The 25165-nt window shown below is 41.3% G+C and carries 19 protein-coding genes, 1 tRNA gene and 2 pseudogenes; 12 read left to right on the forward strand and 10 right to left on the reverse strand.

What is annotated here, in order from left to right; translation table 11 throughout:
• Nucleotides 1–141: 141 nt before the first annotated feature.
• From CDG76_RS39660 to CDG76_RS18710, 4 genes and pseudogenes are all read left to right on the forward strand, one after another.
• Nucleotides 142–276 carry an HNH endonuclease gene (locus tag CDG76_RS39660; RefSeq protein ID WP_094350445.1) on the forward strand — a complete coding sequence of 45 codons (135 nt, stop codon included), beginning with the start codon at nucleotides 142–144 and terminating at the stop codon, nucleotides 274–276.
• A 109-nt stretch (nucleotides 277–385) separates the two neighbouring features.
• Nucleotides 386–850: pseudogene (locus CDG76_RS18700) on the forward strand (ribonuclease III domain-containing protein); the annotation flags it as partial.
• Nucleotides 851–1409: 559 nt separating this feature from the next.
• A complete protein-coding gene (locus tag CDG76_RS18705) occupies nucleotides 1410–2990 on the forward strand; it encodes a group II intron reverse transcriptase/maturase (RefSeq protein ID WP_094347231.1) in 1581 nt (526 codons plus the stop codon).
• A gap of 99 nt (nucleotides 2991–3089) precedes the next feature.
• Nucleotides 3090–3302 (forward strand): annotated as a pseudogene (locus CDG76_RS18710) (putative dsRNA-binding protein); the annotation flags it as partial.
• Nucleotides 3303–3425: 123 nt separating this feature from the next.
• On the opposite strand, the gene ftsH2 reads toward CDG76_RS18710, so the two are convergent.
• The 9 genes from ftsH2 to CDG76_RS18755 form a co-directional block, all read right to left on the reverse strand.
• Nucleotides 3426–5312 carry an ATP-dependent zinc metalloprotease FtsH2 gene (gene ftsH2, locus CDG76_RS18715; protein WP_094350447.1) on the reverse strand — a complete coding sequence of 629 codons (1887 nt, stop codon included), beginning with the start codon at nucleotides 5310–5312 and terminating at the stop codon, nucleotides 3426–3428.
• 458 nt (nucleotides 5313–5770) lie between these two features.
• A complete protein-coding gene (locus CDG76_RS18720; RefSeq protein ID WP_190240896.1) occupies nucleotides 5771–6265 on the reverse strand; it encodes a hypothetical protein in 495 nt (164 codons plus the stop codon).
• 191 nt (nucleotides 6266–6456) lie between these two features.
• Nucleotides 6457–7602 (reverse strand): RNA-guided endonuclease TnpB family protein, encoded by a 1146-nt coding sequence (locus CDG76_RS18725; RefSeq protein WP_094350449.1) that lies wholly within the window; start codon nucleotides 7600–7602, stop codon nucleotides 6457–6459.
• Nucleotides 7603–7810: 208 nt separating this feature from the next.
• Entirely contained in the window at nucleotides 7811–9256 is a 1446-nt protein-coding gene (gene gltX, locus CDG76_RS18730; protein WP_094350450.1) for a glutamate--tRNA ligase, read from the reverse strand.
• A 133-nt stretch (nucleotides 9257–9389) separates the two neighbouring features.
• Nucleotides 9390–9463 (reverse strand) — tRNA-Asp (locus tag CDG76_RS18735).
• 110 nt (nucleotides 9464–9573) lie between these two features.
• Complete coding sequence (locus tag CDG76_RS18740) at nucleotides 9574–11100, reverse strand: serine/threonine protein kinase (RefSeq protein ID WP_094350534.1); 1527 nt, start codon at nucleotides 11098–11100, stop codon at nucleotides 9574–9576.
• Nucleotides 11101–11201: 101 nt separating this feature from the next.
• Nucleotides 11202–12824, reverse strand: coding sequence for a serine/threonine protein kinase (locus CDG76_RS18745; RefSeq protein WP_223265276.1), 1623 nt, complete (start codon nucleotides 12822–12824; stop codon nucleotides 11202–11204).
• A gap of 400 nt (nucleotides 12825–13224) precedes the next feature.
• Nucleotides 13225–14409, reverse strand: coding sequence for an esterase-like activity of phytase family protein (locus tag CDG76_RS18750; protein ID WP_094350451.1), 1185 nt, complete (start codon nucleotides 14407–14409; stop codon nucleotides 13225–13227).
• Between the two features lie 221 nt (nucleotides 14410–14630).
• Nucleotides 14631–16091, reverse strand: a complete 1461-nt coding sequence (locus CDG76_RS18755) for a TM0106 family RecB-like putative nuclease (protein ID WP_094350452.1) — start codon at nucleotides 16089–16091, stop codon at nucleotides 14631–14633.
• A gap of 295 nt (nucleotides 16092–16386) precedes the next feature.
• Here CDG76_RS18755 and CDG76_RS18760 point away from each other — a divergent pair, with 295 nt between their 5' ends.
• The 8 genes from CDG76_RS18760 (at nucleotide 16387) to CDG76_RS18800 (ending at nucleotide 23220) form a co-directional block, all read left to right on the forward strand.
• The gene (locus CDG76_RS18760; protein ID WP_094350453.1) at nucleotides 16387–16845 is read left to right on the forward strand and encodes an HIT family protein; all 459 of its coding nucleotides are present in this window, start codon (nucleotides 16387–16389) and stop codon (nucleotides 16843–16845) included.
• A gap of 103 nt (nucleotides 16846–16948) precedes the next feature.
• Complete coding sequence (locus CDG76_RS18765) at nucleotides 16949–18136, forward strand: aminotransferase class V-fold PLP-dependent enzyme (RefSeq protein WP_094350454.1); 1188 nt, start codon at nucleotides 16949–16951, stop codon at nucleotides 18134–18136.
• Between the two features lie 126 nt (nucleotides 18137–18262).
• The gene (locus CDG76_RS18770) at nucleotides 18263–19345 is read left to right on the forward strand and encodes a glycosyl transferase (protein ID WP_094350455.1); all 1083 of its coding nucleotides are present in this window, start codon (nucleotides 18263–18265) and stop codon (nucleotides 19343–19345) included.
• A gap of 212 nt (nucleotides 19346–19557) precedes the next feature.
• A complete protein-coding gene (locus CDG76_RS18775) occupies nucleotides 19558–19971 on the forward strand; it encodes a secondary thiamine-phosphate synthase enzyme YjbQ (protein WP_094350456.1) in 414 nt (137 codons plus the stop codon).
• Nucleotides 19972–20262: 291 nt separating this feature from the next.
• The gene (locus CDG76_RS18780; protein WP_094350457.1) at nucleotides 20263–21012 is read left to right on the forward strand and encodes a hypothetical protein; all 750 of its coding nucleotides are present in this window, start codon (nucleotides 20263–20265) and stop codon (nucleotides 21010–21012) included.
• A gap of 32 nt (nucleotides 21013–21044) precedes the next feature.
• Complete coding sequence (locus CDG76_RS18785) at nucleotides 21045–21833, forward strand: Nif3-like dinuclear metal center hexameric protein (RefSeq protein ID WP_094350458.1); 789 nt, start codon at nucleotides 21045–21047, stop codon at nucleotides 21831–21833.
• A 281-nt stretch (nucleotides 21834–22114) separates the two neighbouring features.
• A complete protein-coding gene (locus CDG76_RS18790) occupies nucleotides 22115–22333 on the forward strand; it encodes a hypothetical protein (RefSeq protein ID WP_094350459.1) in 219 nt (72 codons plus the stop codon).
• A gap of 575 nt (nucleotides 22334–22908) precedes the next feature.
• Nucleotides 22909–23220, forward strand: coding sequence for a DUF6679 family protein (locus CDG76_RS18800; protein WP_012408115.1), 312 nt, complete (start codon nucleotides 22909–22911; stop codon nucleotides 23218–23220).
• Nucleotides 23221–23274: 54 nt separating this feature from the next.
• Here the strand turns inward: CDG76_RS18800 and CDG76_RS18805 are convergent, their stop codons facing one another.
• Nucleotides 23275–24945, reverse strand: a complete 1671-nt coding sequence (locus CDG76_RS18805) for an MBL fold metallo-hydrolase (protein WP_094350461.1) — start codon at nucleotides 24943–24945, stop codon at nucleotides 23275–23277.
• Between the last annotated feature and the right edge of the window lie 220 nt (nucleotides 24946–25165).

Below are 25165 nucleotides of genomic sequence, written 5' to 3' on the forward strand. Positions count from 1 at the left end.
CTGCGGAGTAAATACAACGCCAAAATTTAAGAACAAATGAGCAGAATGAATTCTGAACGAAAACGCCGCAAGAAACAACAAATTAAAGACAGAGATGGAAATTGCTGTCATTGGTGTAATAAATATCTCTAGGATTTGCAAATGACTTTAGATCACTTAATGCCTATCAGTTACGGCGGAGGTCACTCGAATGACAACTTAGTTATTTCTTGTTTCCGTTGCAACAATTTACGTGGTAATACTTTCGATTATCCTGACTGCTGTCGAATAGTTTAGATAACTTTTTGAAACTATATTCCTAAAATTGTAGGAATATTTATTGTGAGGTAGGCATCTTTGCCTGCCTTTTCACTCAATTAAATTTACAAACAAGTAAAACTTAAAAATGCACGAACTTTTGATTTTCAAAAATGAAAAACTTTTACGACAAGCACTTACTCACCGTTCTTATGTCAACGAACATCCTGGAGAAGGGGAACATAACGAACGCCTAGAGTTTCTTGGTGACGCTATCCTAAATTTCTTAAGCGGTGAATATCTCTATAAAAAGCATGGAGAAAAGGGAGAAGATGAATTAACTCGGCGGCGTTCTGCGCTGGTAGATGAGAAGCAATTAGCAAAATTTGCTATTGAAGTAGGTTTAGATTTTCGGATGCGTCTAGGACAAGGTGCAATACGAGATGGAGGCTACCAAAATCCTAATTTACTTAGCAGTACATTTGAAGCTGTTCTTGGTGCTTACTATTTAGATAATGGTTCGGATATTGGAAAAGTTCGCGCAATTGTAGAACCACTGTTTGATTCTGTACCTGAGAATATTGTTGTGTCTCGCTCTAATGTAGATTCAAAGTGCGATTCGTTGATTAGTGAATCACGGTAATCAGTCCGTAAATAACTAATCCAGCCCACAGCAGATTACTGTCACTAAAGGCTGAACTCTCGGTCAGATGTAGGTGAAAGCCCTACCATTCAGACTCAGAATTGACTCCTTATCTGCCCACACCGAACAAGCTCGGTTCTTGTAGAGTGAAGCTGGGAACAGGGCGCAATCAGACGACCGTTGCGGGTTGACACTGGCGCTAATAGGGAGTTCCCACGATGAAACAGAGCCTATAAAAGCGACTTACTGCAAGGCAGGGCGCAACACAAAATCCCTGACCTCACTGGAGATTCATTCCCGCCAAAATATTCTGAAGTAACAGGCAAGAGTCCAGGGAATCCAGTAGTTGAATTGGCTACATCTAAAAGGAACTATCAATCTCTCCGAGGGAACGAATAAAAACGAGTTGCGGGTCTTGGGGCAGTCGAACCCCAGGTAGGCTAGACGAGAAGCGGAATCCTCGCAAGTCGGGTAGGACAGACCGTAATTGGTCTGAGGTGTTCAGAATACACAAACTCTAGAAGAGAAAATGATTAGACACAGTTGTAAAACCAGTGAATCTTGGAAAGCTTTACCGTGGAAGAAGTTCCGCCGTAACCTTTTCCGCCTTCAAAAGCGCGTGTACAAAGCCGTTCAAGTTGGAGACAAACGGAAAGCTAGGTCACTCCAAAAGCTTATTCTAAAATCCACCTCGGCTCGATTTCTTGCAATTAGACTTGTATCTCAGCTAAATGCTGGTAAAAAGACGGCTGGTATTGATGGTAAGAAATCCCTCTCATTTGAAGAACGCTTCAATCTTGAAGAACTACTGAAAATGAATAGTGGAAACTGGAAGCATCAAGGACTACGGGAAATCCCCATCCCTAAAAAGGACGGGACTACCAGAATGCTTAAAATACCAACCATCGCGGATAGAGCTTGGCAATGCCTCGCAAAATATGCACTAGAAGCAGCACACGAAGCAACGTTCCACGCCAGGAGCTACGGGTTTAGAACTGGGCGCTCTGCCCATGATGCTCAAAAATACATCTACAATAACCTACGTTCCTCCTGCAAAGGAATAGAAAAACGAGTTATTGAACTCGATATCGAAAAATGCTTCGACAGGATTAACCACTCAGCAATAATGGACGAACTCATTGCCCCCAAAGGCTTAAAACTCGGTATCTTCCGATGCCTTAAGGCAGGAGTAAACCCAGAATTCCCCGAACAAGGAACACCTCAAGGGGGAGTGGTCAGTCCGTTACTAGCTAACATCGCGCTCAACGGGATTGAGAGTATTCACAGATACCACGCCGAATACAAAAACAGTAGAAGTATCACACCGAAAACCTCGTCCGAGAAAATTGTCGAACCATCAGTCCGATACGCGGATGACATGGTTATTATACTTCGACCCGAAGACGATGCGATAGAGATACTTGAAAGAATCAGCGAGTTCCTCCGCAAACGCGGAATGAATGTAAGCCAAAAGAAAACCAAAGTTACCGCCGCGACAGATGGGTTTGATTTCCTCGGCTGGCACTTTAAAGTCCAGAAAAACGGAAAGTTCAGAAGTATTCCCTCAGTGGACAACTTTAAAGCTTTTCGTAAGAAAGTAAAACACATCATCAACAACTCGAATTATGGTGCTACCACAAAGGCTGAGAAATTAGCCCCAGTAGTAAGAGGTTGGAGAAATTACCATAAGTTCTGCAAGATGGACGGGTCTAGAAACTCGTTATACCACATCCAAAAAAGAGCTTACACGGTATTCAACAAGGAAACCAAGCAAAACCGCTACTCTAGTAAGAAACTACTAGACAAAGCACTCCCAGCAGTTCCCTACTCCGAAAATAAACACGTCATGGTTCAAGGAATAAAATCCCCCTATGACGGAAATATAGCCTACTGGAGCGAACGCAGAAGCAAGCTCTACGATGGCGAAACCTCTAAAGCTCTTAAGAAGCAAAACCATAAATGTGCCTCCTGCGGTTTGAAATTCATTGATGAAGAAAAGGTACACCTGCACCACATCGACGGAAATCATGCCAACTGGAAGAAAAGTAATCTTGAAGCAATTCACGAGAGTTGCCACGATTACAAACACATGAGCAAAAGCGCAAGCTAAGAACATCGGGAGCCGTGTACACGGAAACGGGTACGCACGGATCTAACTGAGAGGTGCGGGGAATAATATCCCCCATCGACTCAACCAAATCGCTTTCAAGAATGGGTGCAAAGCAAGGGTATCACTACTCCACCGATATATAATACAAGACAAATAGGTGGTCAATCTCACACACCAGAGTTTGAATCTGACGTATCTGTGGATGGAGAAAAAAAACCACGGGGAACGGGTAACGGACGCAATAAAAAAGATGCAGAAAAAGCTGCTGCTGAAGACGCGCTAGCTAACTTGAAAAAACAAGGTTTGTTGTAGAGTTTATGGGTTCATAAATTTTGAGAAAAATTTCTCAAAAAAATGGGGATGGTATACGCCATCCCCATTTTGTTTTTTGTTACTTTACTCATTCCCAGATAGTAGCCAGAAAAGAGTCAACTATTACAGTTGCGGTGCGTACTGCTGCTTCTCAGGTACTTCAGCGTACTCAGCCACAATCTGGCGGAATTCTTCGCCGTCAATGGTTTCTTTTTCGATGAGTAGATCGACTAAGCGATCGGTGACAGTGCGATGGTCACGGATGATCTTTTTAGCATTGTCGTAGCACTGCTCAACAATTTCCCTGACTTGAGCATCAATGCGGGAAGCGATGGCTTCGGAATACTCAGATCGGGTTGTCCAGTCACGTCCCAAAAATACTTCTCCCTGTTGGCTTTCTAAGGAAAGTGGGCCTAAGTTTGACATTCCGAAACGAGTCACCATCTGCCGCGCCATTCCCGATAACTGCTGCAAGTCTCCACCAGCACCAGTTGTAACTTCCGCAGCCCCAAAAATCACCTCTTCGGCGGCGCGACCACCCAAAGCACCAGTAATTCTGGCTTTCAACTGGGAACGAGAAATTAATCCCTGTTCTTCGTTGGGCGTAAACCAAGTTAAACCCTGTGCTTGTCCCCTTGGAATCAAGGTGACTTTCTGCACTGGGTCATGGTCTTTTAACAAAGTCCCAACTAAGGCATGGCCAATTTCATGGTAAGCAATTAAGCGCTTGCTCTTGCTGTCTACCAAAGGAGTACCTTCCATCCCAGCGACTACCCGATCCACTGCATCATCTATTTCGCGGAGGGTGATCGCTTCTTTGCGTCTTCTGGCGGTGAGAATTGCCCCTTCGTTTAGTAAGTTGGCTAAATCAGCACCAGTGAATCCAGGAGTGCGGCGAGCGATCGCATCTAAAGATACGCTAGGGTCTAGTTTCTTATTCCGTGCATGGACTTGCAAGATTTCCAAACGCCCTTTGATATCGGGTGCATCGACTGTTACTTGGCGGTCAAAGCGACCAGGACGCAACAATGCTGAGTCTAGTACATCGGGACGGTTGGTAGCAGCAATAATAATGATGCCTGTGTTACCTTCAAACCCATCCATTTCGGTGAGCAATTGGTTGAGGGTTTGCTCTCTCTCGTCGTTACCGCCACCGATACCAGCACCCCGTTGTCTGCCCACAGCGTCAATTTCATCGATGAAGATGATACAGGGAGCATTATCTTTAGCTTTCTTGAACAAATCGCGGACGCGGGATGCACCCACACCAACGAACATTTCCACAAATTCCGAACCGGAAATACTGAAGAAAGGTACGCCTGCTTCCCCTGCGATCGCTTTTGCTAATAAAGTTTTACCAGTTCCAGGAGGCCCAACTAACAGCACTCCCTTGGGAATCCGTGCGCCCACAGCCGTAAATCTTTCTGGCTGCTTCAAGAAGGTGACGACTTCTTGCAATTCTTCTTTAGCTTCTTCGATTCCAGCTACGTCGTCAAATTTGACGCCGGTTTTTGCCTCCATTTGGAAACGCGCTTTGGATTTACCGAAGTTCATTGCTTGACCTGGGCCGCCGGGGAGGTTGCTAGAACGCCGGAACAAAAAGAACAACCCAGTAATCAATAAAACTGGAAAGATGAGATTGCCCAACAATCCCCAAATTGCGCCATCATTCCGCATGGGGTGAGCATCAAAACTAATGGCTTTTTCTTTGAGCTTGCTAATTAACTCAGGAGCGTTAACAGGCAAATCCACACGCCACCTTTGGACACGATTTTCCAGGTCTGGATCGCGGGCTTCTATAATTGCTGTCCTACCGCCTTCATACAGATCCACACTGTTGACGCGATCGCTGTTCAAGTATTCTAGAAAGCGACCATAAGTCATGCGAGTATTGGCTGCATTCTTACTCATGTCGGCAGGAGCGCCTGCAAACGCCCCTTGCCAGAAGAAAAAGCCAATTACCAAAGCCGGCAATGTCCAGAGTGCTACGACTTTCCAAGAGAATTTCATTTTAATTTGCCTCTAGATGCCTATACAACTCGTTAGCTCTAGTAACCGAATGTTCATCACTCTGTCACTTTAAGCTGTTAAACGGATGTTTATAAATCCATTTTGTTTAATTTGATCTCTTACATGCACTGCCATAAGGCGATTAGAGCATTATGGCAATGCCAACAAGAATCTTAATCAAAGTTAACTTAATTTTAATACAATATCGCACGAGAAAAGGGAGCGCAACGGTATGCAAAGACAGAGAGAATTTCTCCAGAATGCTCCTCGTATCGTCCAAGCCGCTCTCAATAATGATTCTGGGGGACTGGGGACTGGGGATTGGGGACTAGGAATTGGGGACTAGGGATTGGGATTGGGGGAGATAAGGGAGATCAGGGAGAATAATTGAACAAGTTTTTTCCCAATCCCCAGTCCCCAGTACCCAATTCCCAATCCCTATTCCCATGCCCAATTTCCTACTTTACTTCTGTAATTTTTAGAGTGTAAGGAAGATACCTGCCTTTTTCGTAGGAACCAACCCAAATTTGGTAACTTCCAGGTAGCCATTCACCAACAATGCCAGCATTTTTGCCATCAAAGTCGTCATTGCACCAAGTACCACCGGGCCCTTTAATAATCATGGTAGTGTCTTCAGGACTTTGCACTTGCAGCTTTAGGTAGTCAAATTTACTTGTTAACGCTAATGTGTGGTCTGGTGTTTCATCCACAAATCCGGTACAAGGGCCAGTGGCTGTTTCGCTTCTCCCACCTACTTGACTCCCAGATATTGAACCACCACTCATCCCGCGAACTGTCAGGGGGTCTGGCGAAAACTGAGGGCTAAGGGTGACATCTCCAAATATCGTTGGCGCTTCCTGAGCATCAACCGCAGCATTAACTGTTGATGTGATGAAGAGCGTAACTATCATGAACGATAATCTCATCCCTCTATTGAGCGCTTTTGTCGGCATTGTAATTACGTTCGCTTCTAAGTGTTTTTGAAGACATGAATTTTACACACCAAGTTCCCAATATGAGGAGAATTGACTAACTATTTTAGATGTGAAATTGGGGATAATTCATTATTGACACTCGCCGCAATAAATTGACGGCGATTCTAGCGGTTGTCTAAGTGAGGGATAAATCCACTCACTTAGACAGTTCACACTAATTGGGGACTGTCATTGACCCCACCCTCTGGATCGACTGCACCCATTGTAGATACAGTTTCCTTAAGACCCAGAGGGCATGAAAAGCCTATCCACTGACCGACATTTCTGGCCGCATTAAAATCAGCATTGCATCTATACCCGTCATAGCCTCTAAACCAATTACCATTCCTCACACCCAGGACTCCGTTGCGGTGGTCGGTTTTACTGGTGTATGGGGCAGGTACCGATTCAACGGGTACACCGGCACGAATTGCTTTGTATCGAGTGAACAATTCAAGCTGATAGAAGGCCCATGTATTGCGGTTGTTTGCAGCATCAGATTTAGTTTTCTTTTTCTGCTTCATAGTCTGACGACACCCAGACAAATCTTCAAACCGCAATCCCATTCCAAAGTCCCTGGCGAACTGCACCAACTGCTTTGAAATGACATGGTTAATATGGGTCATGATACGTCTTTCACGTTGCTCTAATCGCTTTACTTCCTTAATTTGTTTGGCTTGTTGCAACTTGCGACGAGTACGTTGAAACTGTCTTCTCAATCCTTTAACTCGTCCACCTTTCCAAAATTTACCAAAACCATTAGGCAATGCCGCGACGGCAATATTCGTTTGTCCTCTATCTACTCCAATCCAGCCTTTAATTAATTGTGAGTCAGCAACTTGCATTGACACGCTAATCAGTGCATACCAAATACCTTTTTTAGATTTAAACAATTTCAGAGAGCCTAGTTTAGCTTCTCCCAAAATCACTTTATCTAAAACCTCAATATGCGAAGCTTGATGAACAGTCATAGGGATTCGCCCTTTGCGTCCTCTCAATAAATTGAAAGCAACGGTGTAGAAATTGCCCTGTTTAGATATCTCGAAATTTTGATTATTAGTTTCTAACCAAACTCTCTTAAATCGCTTCACTTTTGTTTTTGCGTTTGTATTGCGAATAGTTTGGTTAATCCAAGCCGAACCTATTTCTACATGGCGAAAGGCAGAACTAGTCAACTTAGCACGTTCTTTTTTATCGATTAAAAGCAAGTCGTTAGCCACTTGAGTATTGACAATAGTTAACCGTTCCAACTCAAGGGCTTTTACTTGATTTAGCCGATAGAAAGGAAGTTTTAGTGTTAGTGTTAATTCTCCCATGCTTCTATCTTACAATATCTGTAAGATACGGATAAATAAATTTGTCCTCTTCACTTATATCCCTCGGCTAAAGCGCGAGGGCTTTACGCATTACGACTCGTAATTAGTAAATTATTTCTTGTTCCCATAGTTGCTTTACCTTATGGATAGGGGCACACGTTTGTGCGCCCCTAAAATCTAAAATATTTCTAAAATCTGGAAGTAATCGCTACTTAGCTTCCGTTATAGCCCGACTCAAGCGCGGTTTATCTAAACCAATCTGATTTAGTAGTAACCAAGATTGGATTAAGTCGGGGCCATGAACATCTCCAGTTAAAGCTGCTCGGAGCGATCGCATTACCAAGCCTTTTTTGACTTTTTGCTCTTTCACCACTTGTTTTATAATGTCTTGGGCAGCGGCTTCTGACAGTTGCGGCTGATTTTCTAAAACTGTGACAATCGCTTCAAGAACAGCCGCCGAACCTTCTTGCTTCAGTTGCGTACTGCCTTCCTCGCTAAATTCAACTGTATCGCTAAAAAACAGTTGGCTTTGAGCTACTCCATCTACCAGGCGAGTCAAACTCTGGCTAATTAAAGTTACTAGCTGTTCTAACCAGGGGCGATCTCTTCCACCATCAAATTTATAGCCAGCAGTTTCCCAAAAGGGGATGAGTAAATCTGTGAGTTTATCTACTGGCGTCTTGTGAATATATTGACTGTTCAACCAATCCAGCTTGTCCCAGTCAAACTTTGCACCTGCTTTATTTACACGCTCAAAGCCAAATTCTTTAGCAGCTGATTCTAAAGTAAATATTTCTTGTGTCGAATCTGGTGGCGACCAACCCAGCAATGTCATGTAATTTACCAAACCTTCAGCAGTAAAGCCCATTTTCTGAAAGTCAGAAATGGAAGTGACGCCATCTCGCTTAGAAAGCTTGCGCCCTTCCATATTCAAAATTAATGGCGTATGGGAAAACTCTGGAATTTTTGCACCCATTGCTTCATACAGTAAAATTTGCTTGGCAGTGTTGGCGATGTGGTCTTCTCCGCGGATGACATGGGTGATTTCCATATCGATGTCATCCACTACAACGACAAAGTTGTATAAAGGTTGACCGCTACCCTCTTCTGAGGCGCGGGCGATGACCATATCACCACCTAAATCGCTACCTCGCCAAGACATCTTTCCCCTTACTAGATCGTTCCAGACAATTTCCCGCCCATCTTCGATTTTGAAGCGAATTACAAAAGAACGACCTTCTGCTTCAAAGGCGGCGCGTTGTTCTGGGGTGAGGTTGCGGTGACGGTTATCATAGCGAGGTGCTTCGCCTCTGGCTTTTTGAGCTTCTCGGAGCGCCTCTAGTTCTTCGGAAGTAGTGTAGCAGCGATAGGCTAATCCTTGAGCTAGCAGTTTTTCTACTGCTTCTTTATAAAGATCCAGGCGTTGGGATTGGAAAAATGGCCCTTCATCCCAGTTAAGTCCTAGCCAGCGCAGTCCTTCAAGAATATTGTCTGTGTATTCGGGACGCGATCGCTCTAAATCTGTATCTTCTATTCGCAGTATAAATTTCCCGCCGTGATGACGGGCAAATAACCAGTTGAATACAGCAGTTCTAGCTGTACCAATGTGTAAATTTCCGGTTGGACTTGGCGCAATACGGACTCTAACAGTCACAGTTAATTCTCTCTTTCGCAAAGCATGATAAATGTAGCTTATATTTAAATCTTGAATCCTGAGTCAACCTCTTTGGGTAATTCAGAATCCAATATCACCTTAGTTAAGTGATTCGCTACTCATAAGTTTAGAACGGGACTGACGGGGCTCGAACCCGCAACTTCCGCCGTGACAGGGCGGTGCTCTAACCAATTGAACTACAGTCCCTTGTTTGGCAACTTTGCTATTATCACTATTTTTTCTTTACTTGTCAAGTGTTTCGGAGTCAGGAATTAGGAATTATTTTTGTTACGTATTTCCCAGGTGCGAATTATACGTTAAAAAGACCGTGATAATACAACCTGTGGCTCTGATTCAAGATGTTGCAACATTCTGGATTGCATTTGTTTATACTGCTGCTTCAATAGCTGTTTGCTCAATTGGGGTTGAGAAGCGGCTGGTAGACTATGACTCTGTTGCACCCAAGTTTTCAACATTTGCCGCTGAGTTGACTCAATGCGACTGCTGAGAACCTTGATACAAGAATGTGGTGCTTCCAAAGTAAAGAAAATCAAAGGATATTGTTCATTTTCAGCCAGGAAACTTACCATTTTAAGATTTTGGGGATTTTGCATATCTAAGTAGCATGGTAGCCACTTAGGAGCGAATTGCCGATTGTAGAGTACAGTTACCCACAACAACATTGGGTGAGGGGATGTCACAAAGACAAACTGGTTATAACGGGTAGAAACCGCATAGTTTTTGATTTCTTGTTTAGACAACATCAACCATAGCGCTGTCATCGAGCCTTGTGGGGTGTCTAGAAGCTGGGGAAAAACAATTTCTTGAATTGGTTTATTTGGAGGCCACAAAAGTTGCCGATAGCTTTGTTCGACTGTGATTGGTAATGCAGAATTTAAGGGACGACTAAGAACAGAGTTAGAGGCAAAATTTGTAGGTAAGCTGGGACAATTAGACTGTTCTAAACTATTTAATACTTGCAAAATTTCAGCGATATTTTGAGGGCGATCGCTTACTTTTTTAGCCAGACAAGCCATAATTAAATTATTTAGTTTCTGAGGTATTTTAAGAGTGGGTTTAACATCTGCGATCGTTTTTGGTGCTTCAAAGTGATGTGCTTTATACCAAGCACCAAAGTAATCAGTTTCCGTTTGCCAAGGTTTTTTGCCTGTGAGCATCTCAAACATCATCACACCCAGGCTATAAATATCAGAACGACTATCTAGTTTTTCCCCATCTAGTTGTTCTGGAGAACAGTAGGGTAAAGTGCCATTAAATCCGCTACTTGTACTAGCTGTTGATGTATAATTCAAAAATCTAGCAATACCAAAATCGAGAATTTTAACTAACTGACCCAATATCGGATCGGGAACAACTAATATATTGGCAGGCTTGATATCTCGATGAACCAACGGACAAATTTTGCCATCAATATTAATCCCTTGATGGGCACACTGTAAGCCCAAACAAATTTGGCGAGAGAGAGTCAAAAACATGGACAGAGATAGCGGAATTAAATCCTTTAAACTCTTGCCACATAGGTATTCCATGACGTAGTATGGTTTTCCTTTCTCATTCACACCATAATCATACGCCCGCACTATATGTACGCTCTTTTGACTCAAGGCTGCACTCATTAATGCTTCACGAGCAAAGTCTTGTTGCATCTTGGTATTAGCAACAGTTTGAGTCAAAAACTTGATAGCAACTGGTATACCTCCTAACAAAACATCATTCGCTAAAAAAACTTCACCCATCCCACCGCTGCCAATTAATTGCTTGAGTTGATAACGATTGGCAAGTAAGCCCGTACTACTTGGAGATGTAAATGGGCTTTGATTCACTTTGTTTACCTCTGATGCTGAGTCCATTTAAAGTTAGCAATAAACACATAAAACTATTATTAGATAATGGTGGCAAGCATTTTGACTTTGATAGCAGACTTTCAACGATGCAATAGCAGTTTCAAAAACATTTCCCAGAATTTAGTCATCCAAATTTTTAAACCATCTGTCTCAGATTTTTGATGTGTGGCTAAGTTTCGTAATATGTCTAACTTTAGCTTTTCGTACTCTGTTTTTAGAATATTTTTGGCTTGACTAGGCAAAATTAATTCATTTGACTGTTGACTCATATCTAACCAATCTATAAGTTGTTGACGCTGTTTAGCTGTGAGATTTAAAGTCGTTACATGAGAGCAATGAGTTGGATCTTCTAAGGGGAAAAATAGTAAATGATAGTAGCCTACTTCTGCTAAACTACGCGCTATATTTTGACTCTTATTATCTTTTAGATCCAAAAAATAAGGGAGCCACTTAGTTGTAGAAGGTTGGGCGTCATATAGTACTGTTACCCACAGTAGCATCGGGTACACATTCATTTTACTAATAAATTCAGTACTATGTATTTTATCCAAAAATTTTGCAATCTCTTGTTTGGGCAACATTGCCCAAAAAGTTGGTATAGGTTTTTGAGGAGTCTGTAGTAAATGGGGAAATCCAATTAGCGCAATTGGTTTATTTTTAGGCCAATTTTTCTGCAAACACTCTTTTTCTGATAGTAAAGTTGCGGGTACTAATTGAACTGGAAGTGAGACTTTAATAATATCGGGACTATTACTATAAATAACATTATTAACTTGAGCATTAACTTTTTCTAAATCTTCTAATATTTGGTTGATATTCTGAGGGCGCTCGCTTACTTCTTTAGCTAAACAACTCATTAATATTTTTTCTAATATTTCTGGTATTTTAACTTGCGGATTTACTTCTTCAACTGTAGGTGGCATTTGAAAGCGATGGGCTTGATACCAAGTACCAAAGGAGTTACTTTTTGTTTGAAATGGGTGTTTCCCTGTCAGCATCTCAAACATTAATACTCCCAAACTATAAATATCAGAGCGGACATCTAGCAGTTTACGCCCTTCCATGTGTTCTGGAGAACAATAAGGCAAACTGCCAATAAAAGAATCTGTTAGGGTCATCCCACTTCGCTCTGTTAAAAACTTGGCAATACCAAAATCTAGTATTTTAACAATTTCACCTTTTTTACTATCTTCAGCAATAAATATATTTTCTGGTTTAATATCTCTGTGAACAATAGGATAAATTTCTCCTTTAAGGCTGATACCTTGGTGGGCACATTGTAAGCCTAAACAAATTTGATTACAAATTTCTAAAAACTTCGTTATTGTTAAGGGCTGAATTTTTAGAATTTGTTTGAGATTTTTTCCTTGGAGATATTCCATTACATAAAATGGAGTTTTATCCTCAGTAACTCCATAACTTAAAATGCGAACAATATGTTTACTTTTGCGACCCAATTGAGCGCCAATAAAAATCTCTCTGGCAAAACGTTGGGACATTTGTTGGTTTGACAAACTGAGTGATAGGATTTTGATTGCGATCGGCATACCGCCTTTAGCAGTATCTTCTGCTAGATAAACTCTACCCATTCCCCCTTTGCCAATCAAATCTCTGATTAAATAGCGATTGTTTAAAAATTGTCCGATGTAATCGTCTAATTCTACTTTTTGCCCTACCATACTCTCAATTTTCTTTTCTGGCATAAAAATCATTTATAAAAAATGTTATTGGCAAAATACTTTAATTCAGTCTAGCTAATTATTAAATTGAAATCTAAGAAATATCTGAACTTTGAGAAAATTAATTATATGCTGTAAATATGCTTAAGCTCTGCGCAAAAGCTGCTAAACATTATGTAACATATTTATTAAGGAGTACGGTTGAGAAATTACACGTAAACTATAAATAAGCTAGATAAAGTTACTTAGTAGATTCCGTGAATACACAGGAATAATCAAAAATAACTAAATAGAAGTCAAGCTGCGATGTCTACGATGGTCACTGAGCGAACGTGGAAGCAAGCTACGCGCATCGTCTGTCTACGACACGCTGCGCGAACGTAGAGAAGTGCGGGTACGCCTACACACTTTTATTTCTATACGGTTAAAGATTAAAATTTGGGATGAAACGGCGTAATAATTTAATAAGTGGATTTTCAATTTTCATTTTAAAGGCCAGTATTTGGGTGCGTTGTAAGGAGTTAAAATTGTTATCACTGATAAGAATTAATGATTGTTGACCATCCGGTAGTTTTGGACCAAGAGTTAAGCCTTCGATGTTGTCTAGCAGTACATCTAGTTTTCTCAAATCTAACAGCAGTTTTTTCTTAACAGGTTTAATATTTTTGGAGTCAACTGCTAAAAGGCTATCAATATTATGAATATTATCAGCTTCTTCTAAAGAAACCTGAAATAAGGAAATAGCAAATCCTAAACCAGTAAAAGACCTTTCTAAACTTAAGAAGTGTCCTTGATTATCGAGAGCAAGTAAATCAGGTAATCCACTAGCAAATTTGCCAATCAGATTCAAAAATGGTGCAACTGGTTCAGTTTGGTAAAGAAATTCCTTTTCTGACTGGTTGTTGAGCAAGTTGTATTGCAAAATTCGGCAAGGACTACCGATATTAGGTTTAGCTACAACACCATCTTGAATTAGAGCATTTTCGGTAGCTGTGAATAAATGCTTGTTATTAGGTGTGATTGTGAGGCTCTCAAAAGCCAAATTGTTGCGGATACCTTTTTGACTAGTTTTATCTGGTAAAAATTTATTTGGTATGGGGAGTGTAACAATTTCTCTGCCAGAAGATAGTGAGAACTCTTTAATAAAAGGATTGATGAATTTTTCAGCGTTACCTTCAGAAGAAATAAATACAGTTGCTTTATTAGTTAATGCAATACCTTCTGTATCAGTTTCACCAGGACGAAATGTTTGACCATTTTCATTTAGTAATGTGGTAACGCTGACTGGAATAATCCCATCTTTTTGTAGTAAACCTTTGCTCAAATCGATTTTCAAAGTGTATAAATGGGTGGCAGCTTTTTGCCCACGGTCATCGGAAATAGCGTAATAAAGGTTATTTTTTGAATTATATGTAATTCCAGATAAGCCTCCTACTTCAGTATTTTGAAAGATTAAACCTTTCGGTAAGGTAGCTTCACCGATAAATTCTATGCTACTGATTTCAACACCATTGGATGGTAGCTTTGTGAATACTATGCTAATAATTAGAATCGGAATTAAAAACAAAAATATTCGTGGAAAGACGAAGATTTTTTTAATTAGCTGCATAGATTTTTTCGTTGAATCAATATTTATAGGGACTTATAACTGTACGTCCCTAGAAATAATATCAATTAAATAAGCAATTGGACAGATATAAGCCTGGAAATCCTTACTAAATCAGGATTTTTTCATTTTGAATTTTGCGGAAAGTCTGAGATGATGTTTTTTTACTTAGACTTTCCAAGACTTATTTTGAGTTTGAAAACTTTTAGAAAAGACGAAATTACTTAAGCTCGTCGCAAACCATATTCATCTTGGAAAAAGTTGACGAGCCAATCTTTGACTTTATGGGTGGCGCGGCAGTCATCTTCATTGTAACGTTGGATAATTTCCAGTAAGGTGCGATCGCCTGTTTCTAACCATCGATCGTACCAGTAAATACACTTGGCACCACTGGCTTCTTTATCGCGCCACTCAAATCCTATCCAACGAGCGATCGCTTTCAAGGCATAGCTTTCTACTGGTAATGCTACACTTTGGGTTAATTGTTCATACACATCCACAAATCGATTCAGTACAGGACGCACTAAGGAGTGTGGAGTACCGTAAAGTTTTGCCAACCGTTTGACTGTATCAAACTCGTAGACACAAAAATGATAAATTGGCGCTTCGGGATATTGCCAAACCAAATCTAAAAATTGCTGCCAAACTAATTCTTCGTCTTCTGGTTTGTCTGCTAAAAAGGAATAAAATTGTTCTGTATTAGTTTGTCTATTAACAACCAAAACTCCTAAGAGATAATCTAAATCTAAGTCTGGCTGGGCTTCAATATCAAAATAAAGCTCTATGGGCGCTGTGAATGTAATATCTTCTGTTGGTAGCGGATATGGTAAAATTAACGGTCGTTTTTCTAGTGCAGATTGAGCTTGCACTACCAATTTGGGCGCTACTTCGCTGTCAAAACCAAGTAGATTTTCTAAGCTGCTGGGACTGGTATTAGCGAGAGATTCCAGTGTGGTAATGTCTAAGGCTTGGAGTTGAGTGTAGCGTAGGGGTGTTACACCTGGTAGCAGTGAGAGATGTTTTTCAGATTGAGCGATCGCATAACATTCACTATACCAATGGCAAAAATTGCACTTTTGGCGAGAAATAAACACCTCTGGCGGATTCGGTGACTCTAAAACTTGAATAAACTCCTCCAGAATCTGCTGCATCCGTGGTGTCCATTTGCACAGATCCACTGCATAATTCTTATTTTTGGTTCGTAATATGAGTGAAGCTGTTTCAGGCGCAACTCCCTGCACTGTTGCCAACACTTGGGCATGAAATGCAGCAACAACCTGATATTCTTGCTTAGGGCGCTTACCCAGTTCAATATTCGCCGGGACATAGATCCAATCTCCAAAATGGGATTGTCCTGGTTGTTTCACGAGTAAATCTGGACGACTTAGCAGAGTGTCTGCTTCGGAATAAGTTGCTAACAATACTCCTTTATAGATGTACTCAACTCCCTGCTGCATCAATTCTAAAGTTGCCTTCTCTGCCTTTTCCCAGTTTCCATAAGAATAATCTGGTTGGTGATAAGTCACGTTTGCCAAAGCACTCAATTGATGAGCGATTTTGTCCTGTTGCAGTTTCCGTAGCAACTCATTGGGGGCATCGCGCTGACTTTTGTCACCGTGGATATCTAGAAAAGGTCGGCGTTTACAGCGTTGGTATTGCAGTAGGAGTTCAGCATTAATTAGCATCCTTTTAAGTTAACAAGAATTAGCAGAATCTGGGAGTAACTGTGACAATTAAAATTTGGAAGTGGCGATACCTTCTCTGCGTTCGCGCAGCGTGTCGTAGACAGACGCTACGCGTAGCTTGCTTCCCCGTAGGGGTACGGTGGGCTACGCCAACGCGTCCACGCTTAATTTGCTGTTTATTTTATACTGTCAACAGCTAGCTATTGGCGTAAACAGCATAAACGTTTGCTTTTCTCCTAAATTACAACTGAGGGAGAATAACAAAACCACGGTTTGTCCATTATTACAAGGGTACATGACAGAACAACATGAACCGTGTCTCATCTGTGAGCGTGTCACACTCTGGAAAAACGGTCAAAATCCCTACTTTATACACGAGTTCGAGCATTCAATCTTTGTGATTGGCGATCATCAGTTTCATCGCGGATATTCCCTCATTCTTCTAAAACAACATATTCGAGAGTTGCATGAACTTCCCCCAGTTATCCAGTCTGCCCTATTTCAGGAGGTGATGCTGGCAGGAAAAGCTATTGTTAACGCTTTTAATCCGTGGAAAATGAATTATGCCTGTTATGGAAATGGTGAGCCACATATTCATTGGCATCTCTTCCCCCGTTACGAGTCCGATCCAGACCGCAAGGCTAATCCGTGGCATCATGTATCAGAGTTCAAACACCATTTGATTACTTCTCAAACAGCCCACAATTTAGCACATAAAGTCACAGAACATTTATCGTTACTGATTACGAGATGAAATTTAGCAGTGAGGGCTTAAATTAATTTCATCGCTTTTACCACAAAGTGCAAATACTTTTGAATATCAATAACCTGCAAACAGCAGATATCCCTTGTGAATTATGACTAGTATTTCTACATCACCAATCAAGCTGCATCGAGAGCAATTTCCTGCTTTAGGTAACAAGGCTTATTTCAACTATGGAGGACAAGGGCCGATGCCCCAAAGGGCAATGGATGCGATCGCCCAAACTCAAGCTTATGTTCAGGAAATAGGCCCCTTTGGTAATGAGGCGTATAGCTGGATAGCGCCCCAGACTCAAGCTGCTAGAGCTGCGATCGCTTCTGAGTTTCATGCACCATCTGAAACAATTACTCTCACCCAAAATGTCACAATTGGCTGTAATATCGCCATGTGGGGCATAGAGTGGCGTGCTGGCGACCATTTGCTACTTTCAGACTGCGAACATCCAGGCGTGATTGCCACAGCTCAGGAAATCTCGCGGAGATTCGCTGTGGAAGTTACCACTTGTCCCCTAAAAGCGACTTTAAATGAGGGCGATCCGGTAGAAGTTATTGTCCAGCATTTGCGCCCCAATACCCGTCTTGTGATATTGAGTCATGTTTTCTGGAATACTGGTCAAGTTTTACCTCTTGATAAAATTGTCGAAGTATGCAGGAATAATCATTCTTTTTTACTGATAGATGCTGCCCAATCTGCTGGTTTATTGCCTTTAAACTTGACTGAATTGGGAGTAGATTTTTATGCTTTCACTGGTCACAAATGGTTATGTGGCCCTGCGGGTGCTGGTGGCTTGTATGTCCGCCCAGAAGCACGAGAAAGTCTGAAACCTACGTTTATTGGCTTGAATGGCATTGTTGTAGATAGTCAATCTCAGCCTGTAGATTGGCTTCCAGATGGGCGACGATACGAAGTATCCACATTATCTTATCCGTTGTATCTTGGGTTAAAGGAAGCGATCGCAATTCATCAACAATGGGGAACGTCACAGGAACGTTACGAGCAAATTTGTCATAACAGTGAGTACCTTTGGCGACAATTGACGGCGTTACCCAATATTAAATGTTTGCGAACTTCCCCACCTGAAAGCGGTATAGTCTCCTTTGAACTTAAAAATAATCAACCTCAAGCTAATTTGAAATTGGTGCAATTTTTGGACTCACAAAGGATATTAACTCGGACAATTGCCGATCCTAGCTGTATACGCGCTACCGTTCATTACTTTACTTTAGAATCGGAAATCGACTTATTGATTGAAACGATTCAAACTTTTTGTAACATTAGTTAAAAGTTAGGAATTGTAAGTTATAAATGTGAGTGAAAATTATAATTTTCACTCCTAACTATGCAGATTTTAGATTTTTTCGTCAATCTAAAATCTAAAATCCAAAATTGAATAACTCCTAACTTAAAAATGGAACGCCCAATCTTATATTTAGCAATAACTAACCACGGCTTTGGTCATGCTACCCGCACGGCTTCTGTAGCTGCAACAATTCAAAAGTTATGTCCAGAAGTTCTGCTAATTGTGGTAAGTACTGCCCCACGCTGGTTGCTAGAGTGCTATATAGAAGGCGATTTTATCTATCGTCCTCGTGCATTTGATTTGGGTGTGGTACAAACAGATAGTTTGACAATGGATAAAGTAGCGACTTTAGAAAAGTTGCTGGATATTAAGAAGCATCAAAATTCGCTGATTGCCTCAGAAGTGAATTTTATCCGTCAAAATCGCGTTAATCTTATCTTGGCAGATATTCCCTTCCTCGCTCCTGGGTTTGCCAAAGCGGCAAATATTCCCTGCTGGATGATGAGTAACTTTGGCTGGGACTTGATCTACCGAGATTGGGGAGGTGAATTTACCGCAGTTGCAGATTGGATTAGTGATTGGTATGCAAAGTGCGATCGCCTGTTTCGTCTGCCTTTCCACGAACCAATGCCAGCTTTTAATAATATCACAGATGTCGGCTTAACAGGCGGTTCCCCCCGTCACTCTGCTGATGATTTACGTTCTATGTGGGGAATAACTGCACCAGTTGAAAAAACTATTTTGTTGACCTTTGGTGGGTTGGGTTTACAGCAAATCCCTTATGATAACCTAGCGCGATTTCCAGATTGGCAATTTATCGTATTCGATCAATCTGCCCCTGATTTACCTAATTTAGTGAAAATTAGCGATCGCAAATACCGCCCTGTAGACTTTATGCCTCTTTGTGCGCGAGTCGTCTCTAAACCTGGTTATAGTACTTTTTCGGAAGCCACAATACTAGGATTACCAATTGTTACCATACCGCGCGAAGACTTTGCCGAAGCAACTTTTATAGTAAAAGGCATAACTAATTATAATCAGCATCAAATCATCACCCCATCTGAGTTTTTTCAAGGGACTTGGAATTTTCTCCATGAGTTACCACAACCTCCAAGGCAACCTCAACCAATTGCTAAGGATGGTAATGAAGCGATCGCTAAAGCTGTTATCAATTATTTACAGACGAAATAAAGTTATTCAAAGTAACATCAATTAATAATGGAATCTTCAAGCATAGATAAAGAAACTCTAGAATTAGCCACCCAAGGAACATGGATTAAACATGGATTAAATAAGATGCAAAAATTACTGTTTGAAATGATCGAAACCGACTCATGATACAAGCCCCTAAATTTATTTATGGGGATCATTAATTTTGAATTTTGAATTCGGAGCGAAGCGACGTGACTCACTACCAAAAGTTACTAAAAATTTCTACTACTGGTAAATCTTTTTACAACATCACTGCAAAAATTGCAGCCGTAGTTGCAGAATCGGGTGTTGAAACTGGTCTTTGTACTTTATTTTTGCGCCATACTTCAGCCAGTTTGATCATCCAAGAAAATGCCGATCCTGATGTTCTTGTGGATCTAGCTAATTTTATGTCAAAACTCGTACCAGAATCAGGCAAATATATCCATGATGCAGAAGGCCCCGATGATATGCCAGCACATATCCGTACTGCACTCACCCACACTTCTGAACATATCCCCATTAATCGCGGCCACTTAGTACTAGGAACTTGGCAGGGAATTTATATTTGGGAACACCGCCAACGCAGTCATTCCAGAGAATTGGTTGTTCACATTTCTGGATAGCCGATTCTCATTTTTTATTGAAGGTGTGTTTTTGTAGAGTTTAAATACTCTGGTTATACTGTCTACCTTTTGGATATAATCTCCTAAAATCACGGTGATATGCATTAAAAAAATATCGCCTTGATAAATTTATCATTATAATTATTGATGCAAAACTAGCCAGATATGCATTAAATATTTCGTGTATATTTGTAAATCAAAAAGTTAAGTTTATTTGTGATTATTAAAGAATCCACTTATGCCGATATACACTAATATTTAGTGTAAGCTTTCTGGGCTATTACTATTACTATGAAGCAAGAATTAACACCAACTAATACTTTTCAACTTATTGATGAAATCCTTGCCCAGCAGTCTGTTAACTTATTGTCACTTAGTCCTCAAAAAACATTAATTACCAGCTTTAAAGAATTGGGAAATTTGATTGCGGAACAAAATACCGACATTCAAATTATCACAACTATTCAAAAAACTCTCGAAAGCATAGTCCGTACTCAATTGCAAAACTTCCCAGAAAACATCTTCTGGGATTTTGATTTTCTTGTAAGTAGTATGCTTAGACAGGCTTTAACCGCAGAGGAGGGAGCTATTAATTTCTTAAAAACTTTTAGTAAAAAGATGATTTCCCTGACAGAAATGTTTGGCAATAAAACGGAAATGCGCTTCCGTTATGTTCATGATTTTATGTATGGATTTGATTGGGCAAGATGGGTGCAAAAAGAGCCACAAAATCGCGCACATATAGAACCTTTTAGTCTAGTTTTTTTTGATTATTTGCTCGCTAAAGGTAAAGAACTTTTACAACGGATTAATCATGGTCAGGTCGTATCTTATAAACTGTGTGAGACTGGCTACCGCAACCCATTCACTTTTTCTCGTGAACCAGAAGATGAATACCGTCTGCTAACTTATCTTGCTGAAGAAGAACTTATTCCAGTAGCAGTATGGAACTGGAATGCTAGCCCTGTATGGAACAAACCTTTCCAGGAAATGCGCCAGCAATTAGCATTAAAATTAAATATTCAACCACAGAGACGCTGATTAGCAATTAAAAATTGCTGAAGAAAATAATTATGAAAATTACTGATTTAATTACTTGGTTTGAAGCATGGGCAAATCCCGCTTGGTGTGAAAGCTGGGATAATTGTGGCTGGCAAATTGAACCAGGAGTTTTGCAGGAAGAAACACGGGTTTTGGTGTGCTTGACACCAACTTTGGCGGTAATGGAGGAAGCGATCGCAGAAAATGCTAATCTAATATTCGCCCATCACCCCTTGATTTTTAATCCCCTCAAATCTTTACGCACTGGTGAAGCGATCGCTGAAATGGTACGGTTAGCCTTTACCCACAATATTGGTATTTACACTGCTCACACGAACTTTGACCAAGTGCAAGATGGGACTGCTGACGTTTTGGCTCAGATTTTAGAACTCAAAGAAGTTACCCCCATAGAACTTACACAAGGAGGATTAGGATATGGCCGTGTTGGTTTGCTAGAGCCATTTCTAACATTACAGGAATTACTCGCCACCATTCAAACCCGACTTGCTTCCCCTAATTTGATTTTTTCCCCAACTACTGATTTACAGCAAACAATTTCACGAGTTGCCGTTTTGGGTGGTTCAGGAGCTAGTTACATTTCAGCCGTCGCTAAAACTGGCGCTCAAGCTTATCTGACTTCTGACTGTAAATTCCATCAGTTTCAAGAAAGCCGCGATTGCAATCTCATTTTAATCGATGCTGGACATTACGCTACCGAACGTCCGGCTTGCGATCGCTTGGTACAAAAATTCCAGTCTTTAAACTTAGACTGGGTGCAATTAAGTCAAAAAGATGAAGATTTCCGCCAGTTTTTTGCTTGATTGTTGATGTTTAATTATATTTTTTGGATACTTGTCGAAAAAATTGATTGTTGTATTTTAATTTTGTTAAAACATTCAGCTTCTCAACATTGATACTGAAAATTCCTCTGCCCTTTTATCTCTGTATATTAATAGACGGAGTATCTAAAAATCATGTTGTGATGTAAATCACTGATTGAGCGTAATACTAATCACACAGTATTAATGTTTCATATCAATTAGTAACAGAGAAAAATGTTTCACACTAGACCTAATAATTTGCTCACTCTGCCTTAATCAAGATGATTCGCACAATTATCGCATCTGCTTTCCAAACGGGATATCTTAGTGTTGAATCTGAGGGTTTACTCCAGCAGGTGCTAGCCACTAAATGCTATCAGCCAGAGGATTTGCCGGAACTCGCAGCCCTATACGATGCAGTTCGCGCAGGAAAAATTAAACGAGAAGCATCCTCGTCGAACGTGCTTATAGAATTTCCTTTACCACATAAATCCTCCTGAGACTTCTGGAGTAGAATTTTCTCATGGTCTTTTCCCTCTACCTCTTCCCTTACGCTGTTGCCTTTTTTCAGACAAAAACCTGAAAAACTCAAAACTATTTCGGTGTTGTTGTTGAAAAGCATCAAGGTCAGCAAGAGAATGAGTTAAGATCAGATACAAGTGGGTAAAAGTAAAGCCAAGTCCCCGGACTTCCCAGTAATGCCAATGATTAAAAGTAGGCAAGTTAAACAACCGCAATCAACGATTGTTTTGGAGTATTCTTTATTACATAATGGTAGGAATGACTCACCAACAAATATAAACCTGGTTAGGACAGGTACCGAATTGTCTGACTTCTATAGAAGCAGACATTCCCTAGAATAAGCCGGAAAGAAATTGAGTTCATTGCTAGAGCATCTGATTTATGACCCAACATTATCCTGATATTTTGACAACTAGAAGCAAATCTTGGGATTGGGTTATGAAGCGTACTTGTTCTAAACAGTGAAATTAACCTCTTAAAGGTGTAATGTAATGGGGTAGAACCCAGATTTTGACAGGTTTAACTACGTTGTTTAAAAAGGCAGAAACAGTACATGCTACACCGCAAGATTTATCAACTGTGTTGCGATGGGCGCGAGGTATGTGTTTTCTTGCGGGACCAGCAACGCTGGATTGAACGCGCCCGCATCATAGACATAGAGGGAGATTTAGTCACCCTACGCTATGAAACAGAAGAAGAGGACGAAGTTTGTTCTTGGGAAGAAATGGTTCGCCTCGAGAGCATTGGTGCTGTAACGCAAAAATTGGCTTCAGTACCACGCGGTAATGTAGAACCTCTGATGACTGAAGATTGTCCCGAAGCAGAGCGCATCCACAACCGTTACACTGACTCGAATCCAGAATAATTTAGTGCTGAGTGCCCAGTGCTGAGTAACAAATCCTAACTCAGCATTAAGCATTCAGGACTCAGGATTAGATAAGCCCTCAAAGGCAGGACAGTAACCTTCGAGAGTTACCTTAAAGTTATACAACGGGGAAGCTGGGTTCCAACACCGCTGCCCTCTTTGATGTCGGCAAGTACCACAACAGTCTACATCTGTCCATGTATAGCGATCGCTGTTTTGGTTGAGCAGTTCTCGTTGAGACAATCCCCTTAATACTAATTCTTCCCCTTGCCAACGAGCTTCGATTAAACCAGTATCGGCAAATTGCCGCCAACGCGGATCGGCAGTAATCACATTGGGTAGGGTAATTGTGATTACTGTTCCTAACTCTGTCAGTTCGCCTTCGTAGTTAGTCTCAGGTGCTGCCGGTTGTAAAAATGTGTCGCCGATGGGCAGTTCTACTAAGGTATCAGCCGCCGGGGAATGTACGTGGTAGCGGTTTTGCAACTCCTCTAAGCTAGTCAGGTCTGCCAAGTAGGCAGGAGAACCGTGGACAAAAATGACGTGCTGGGGTCGCAAATTATGAATTAGCTGCGTAGTACCAGGGCCATCACTATGTTGAGCTAAGAGATAGCTTTCGACAGTTGTGGGTGCTAAATATTCTTTGTTAACTTTTATATCAATTTTTTCTGGTAGGAGAATCAGCCAAGGGCCGGTGTCTAATTGGCAGTGTTTGCCTAAATCAGATGTCGAGTCAGTGAGGACAATACAAGGTGACTTGCCCACTGTGGAACGATGTTCTGGTTGTAAACGACGCACGCGGGGACGTACCCGTTCATCCCAAAACAAGGGTTGATGGCGGGCGAAATTTTGCACCGATGGGGGGAGATGGGGTAGCAGTTCGAGGTATGCATCACACCCAGTGGCGACAGCACCATCTACCCAGATATCTAAATCTCGTCCGGTGAAGTGGTGATGCGATCGCAACAGCATTAATAATTCTTGACCTAATCCTAAAGCCGGGGTGGGAAGAATTACAGAACAATGATCAGCGATCGCTCGATTGATTCGCTCGGCTAGTTGATTTTCTTGGTTGCGGCGGTGAGGATGACGGGATGTGCCATAACTACCTTCAATGATTAGCACATCCAAGTCTAAGCCCCGCAGTTCCTCTAAACGCAAACCTTCTACTAAGCGGGAATTGGACAGGAAAAAGTCACCTGTATACAGTAATTTGTAAGTACGCTGCTTGGTGGTGTAGGTAAGGAGAATTGCTACTGCCCCTGGTAGATGCCCTGCGGGAAATAATTCTGCTACCAAACCATCTTGCAATTCTATAGGCGATCGCAATGGCAATGCATGACAAAATTGGGAAATTTTCTCAGGGTCTTCGTCTAGCCAATTCAGCGGCAGTAACTTGCTAGTTACCTCACTACCATAAATAGGTAACTTGGGAAAAGCTTTATGCAGCGCCAGTAAGCCTTTGGAGTGATCTGGGTGGGCATGACTAATCAAAACTAAATCTGCTGGTAGGGGCGAATTAGTTCCAAGTCCCGATTTAGTAAGCCCCTTAGCCAGCGATGAAATATCCTCAAAACCACAGTCCAACAGAATGCGGTGTGGGCCCATTTTCACCAATAAACACACGCCCTCATTGTCATGCTGGACACTATAGGGCAAACATTCTAATTCACTACCCGCTTCCGCAGCATCTACGCGAGAGGATGCCGACAGATTATCCCTCATGCTCTCCTCCCCTCAAACCTCATCATCATGGACATATCCCAAAAGCCAAAAGTTACACAAATTTTGCTTTTGTGACTTAGGGGTAAGTTTATATCGTGCGCCCCTACACCCTGAGAATACAGATTTTTGATTGGGGAGGACGCCTCCACGAACCCGCACTGGTTCGGAAAGGTGGGCTAACGAAAAGCCATCAAGCTAGTAACTTAAGGAGTCTGGCTCT

This window comes from Nostoc sp. 'Peltigera membranacea cyanobiont' 210A, from assembly GCF_002246015.1.
Taxonomy (GTDB): Bacteria; Cyanobacteriota; Cyanobacteriia; order Cyanobacteriales; family Nostocaceae; genus Nostoc.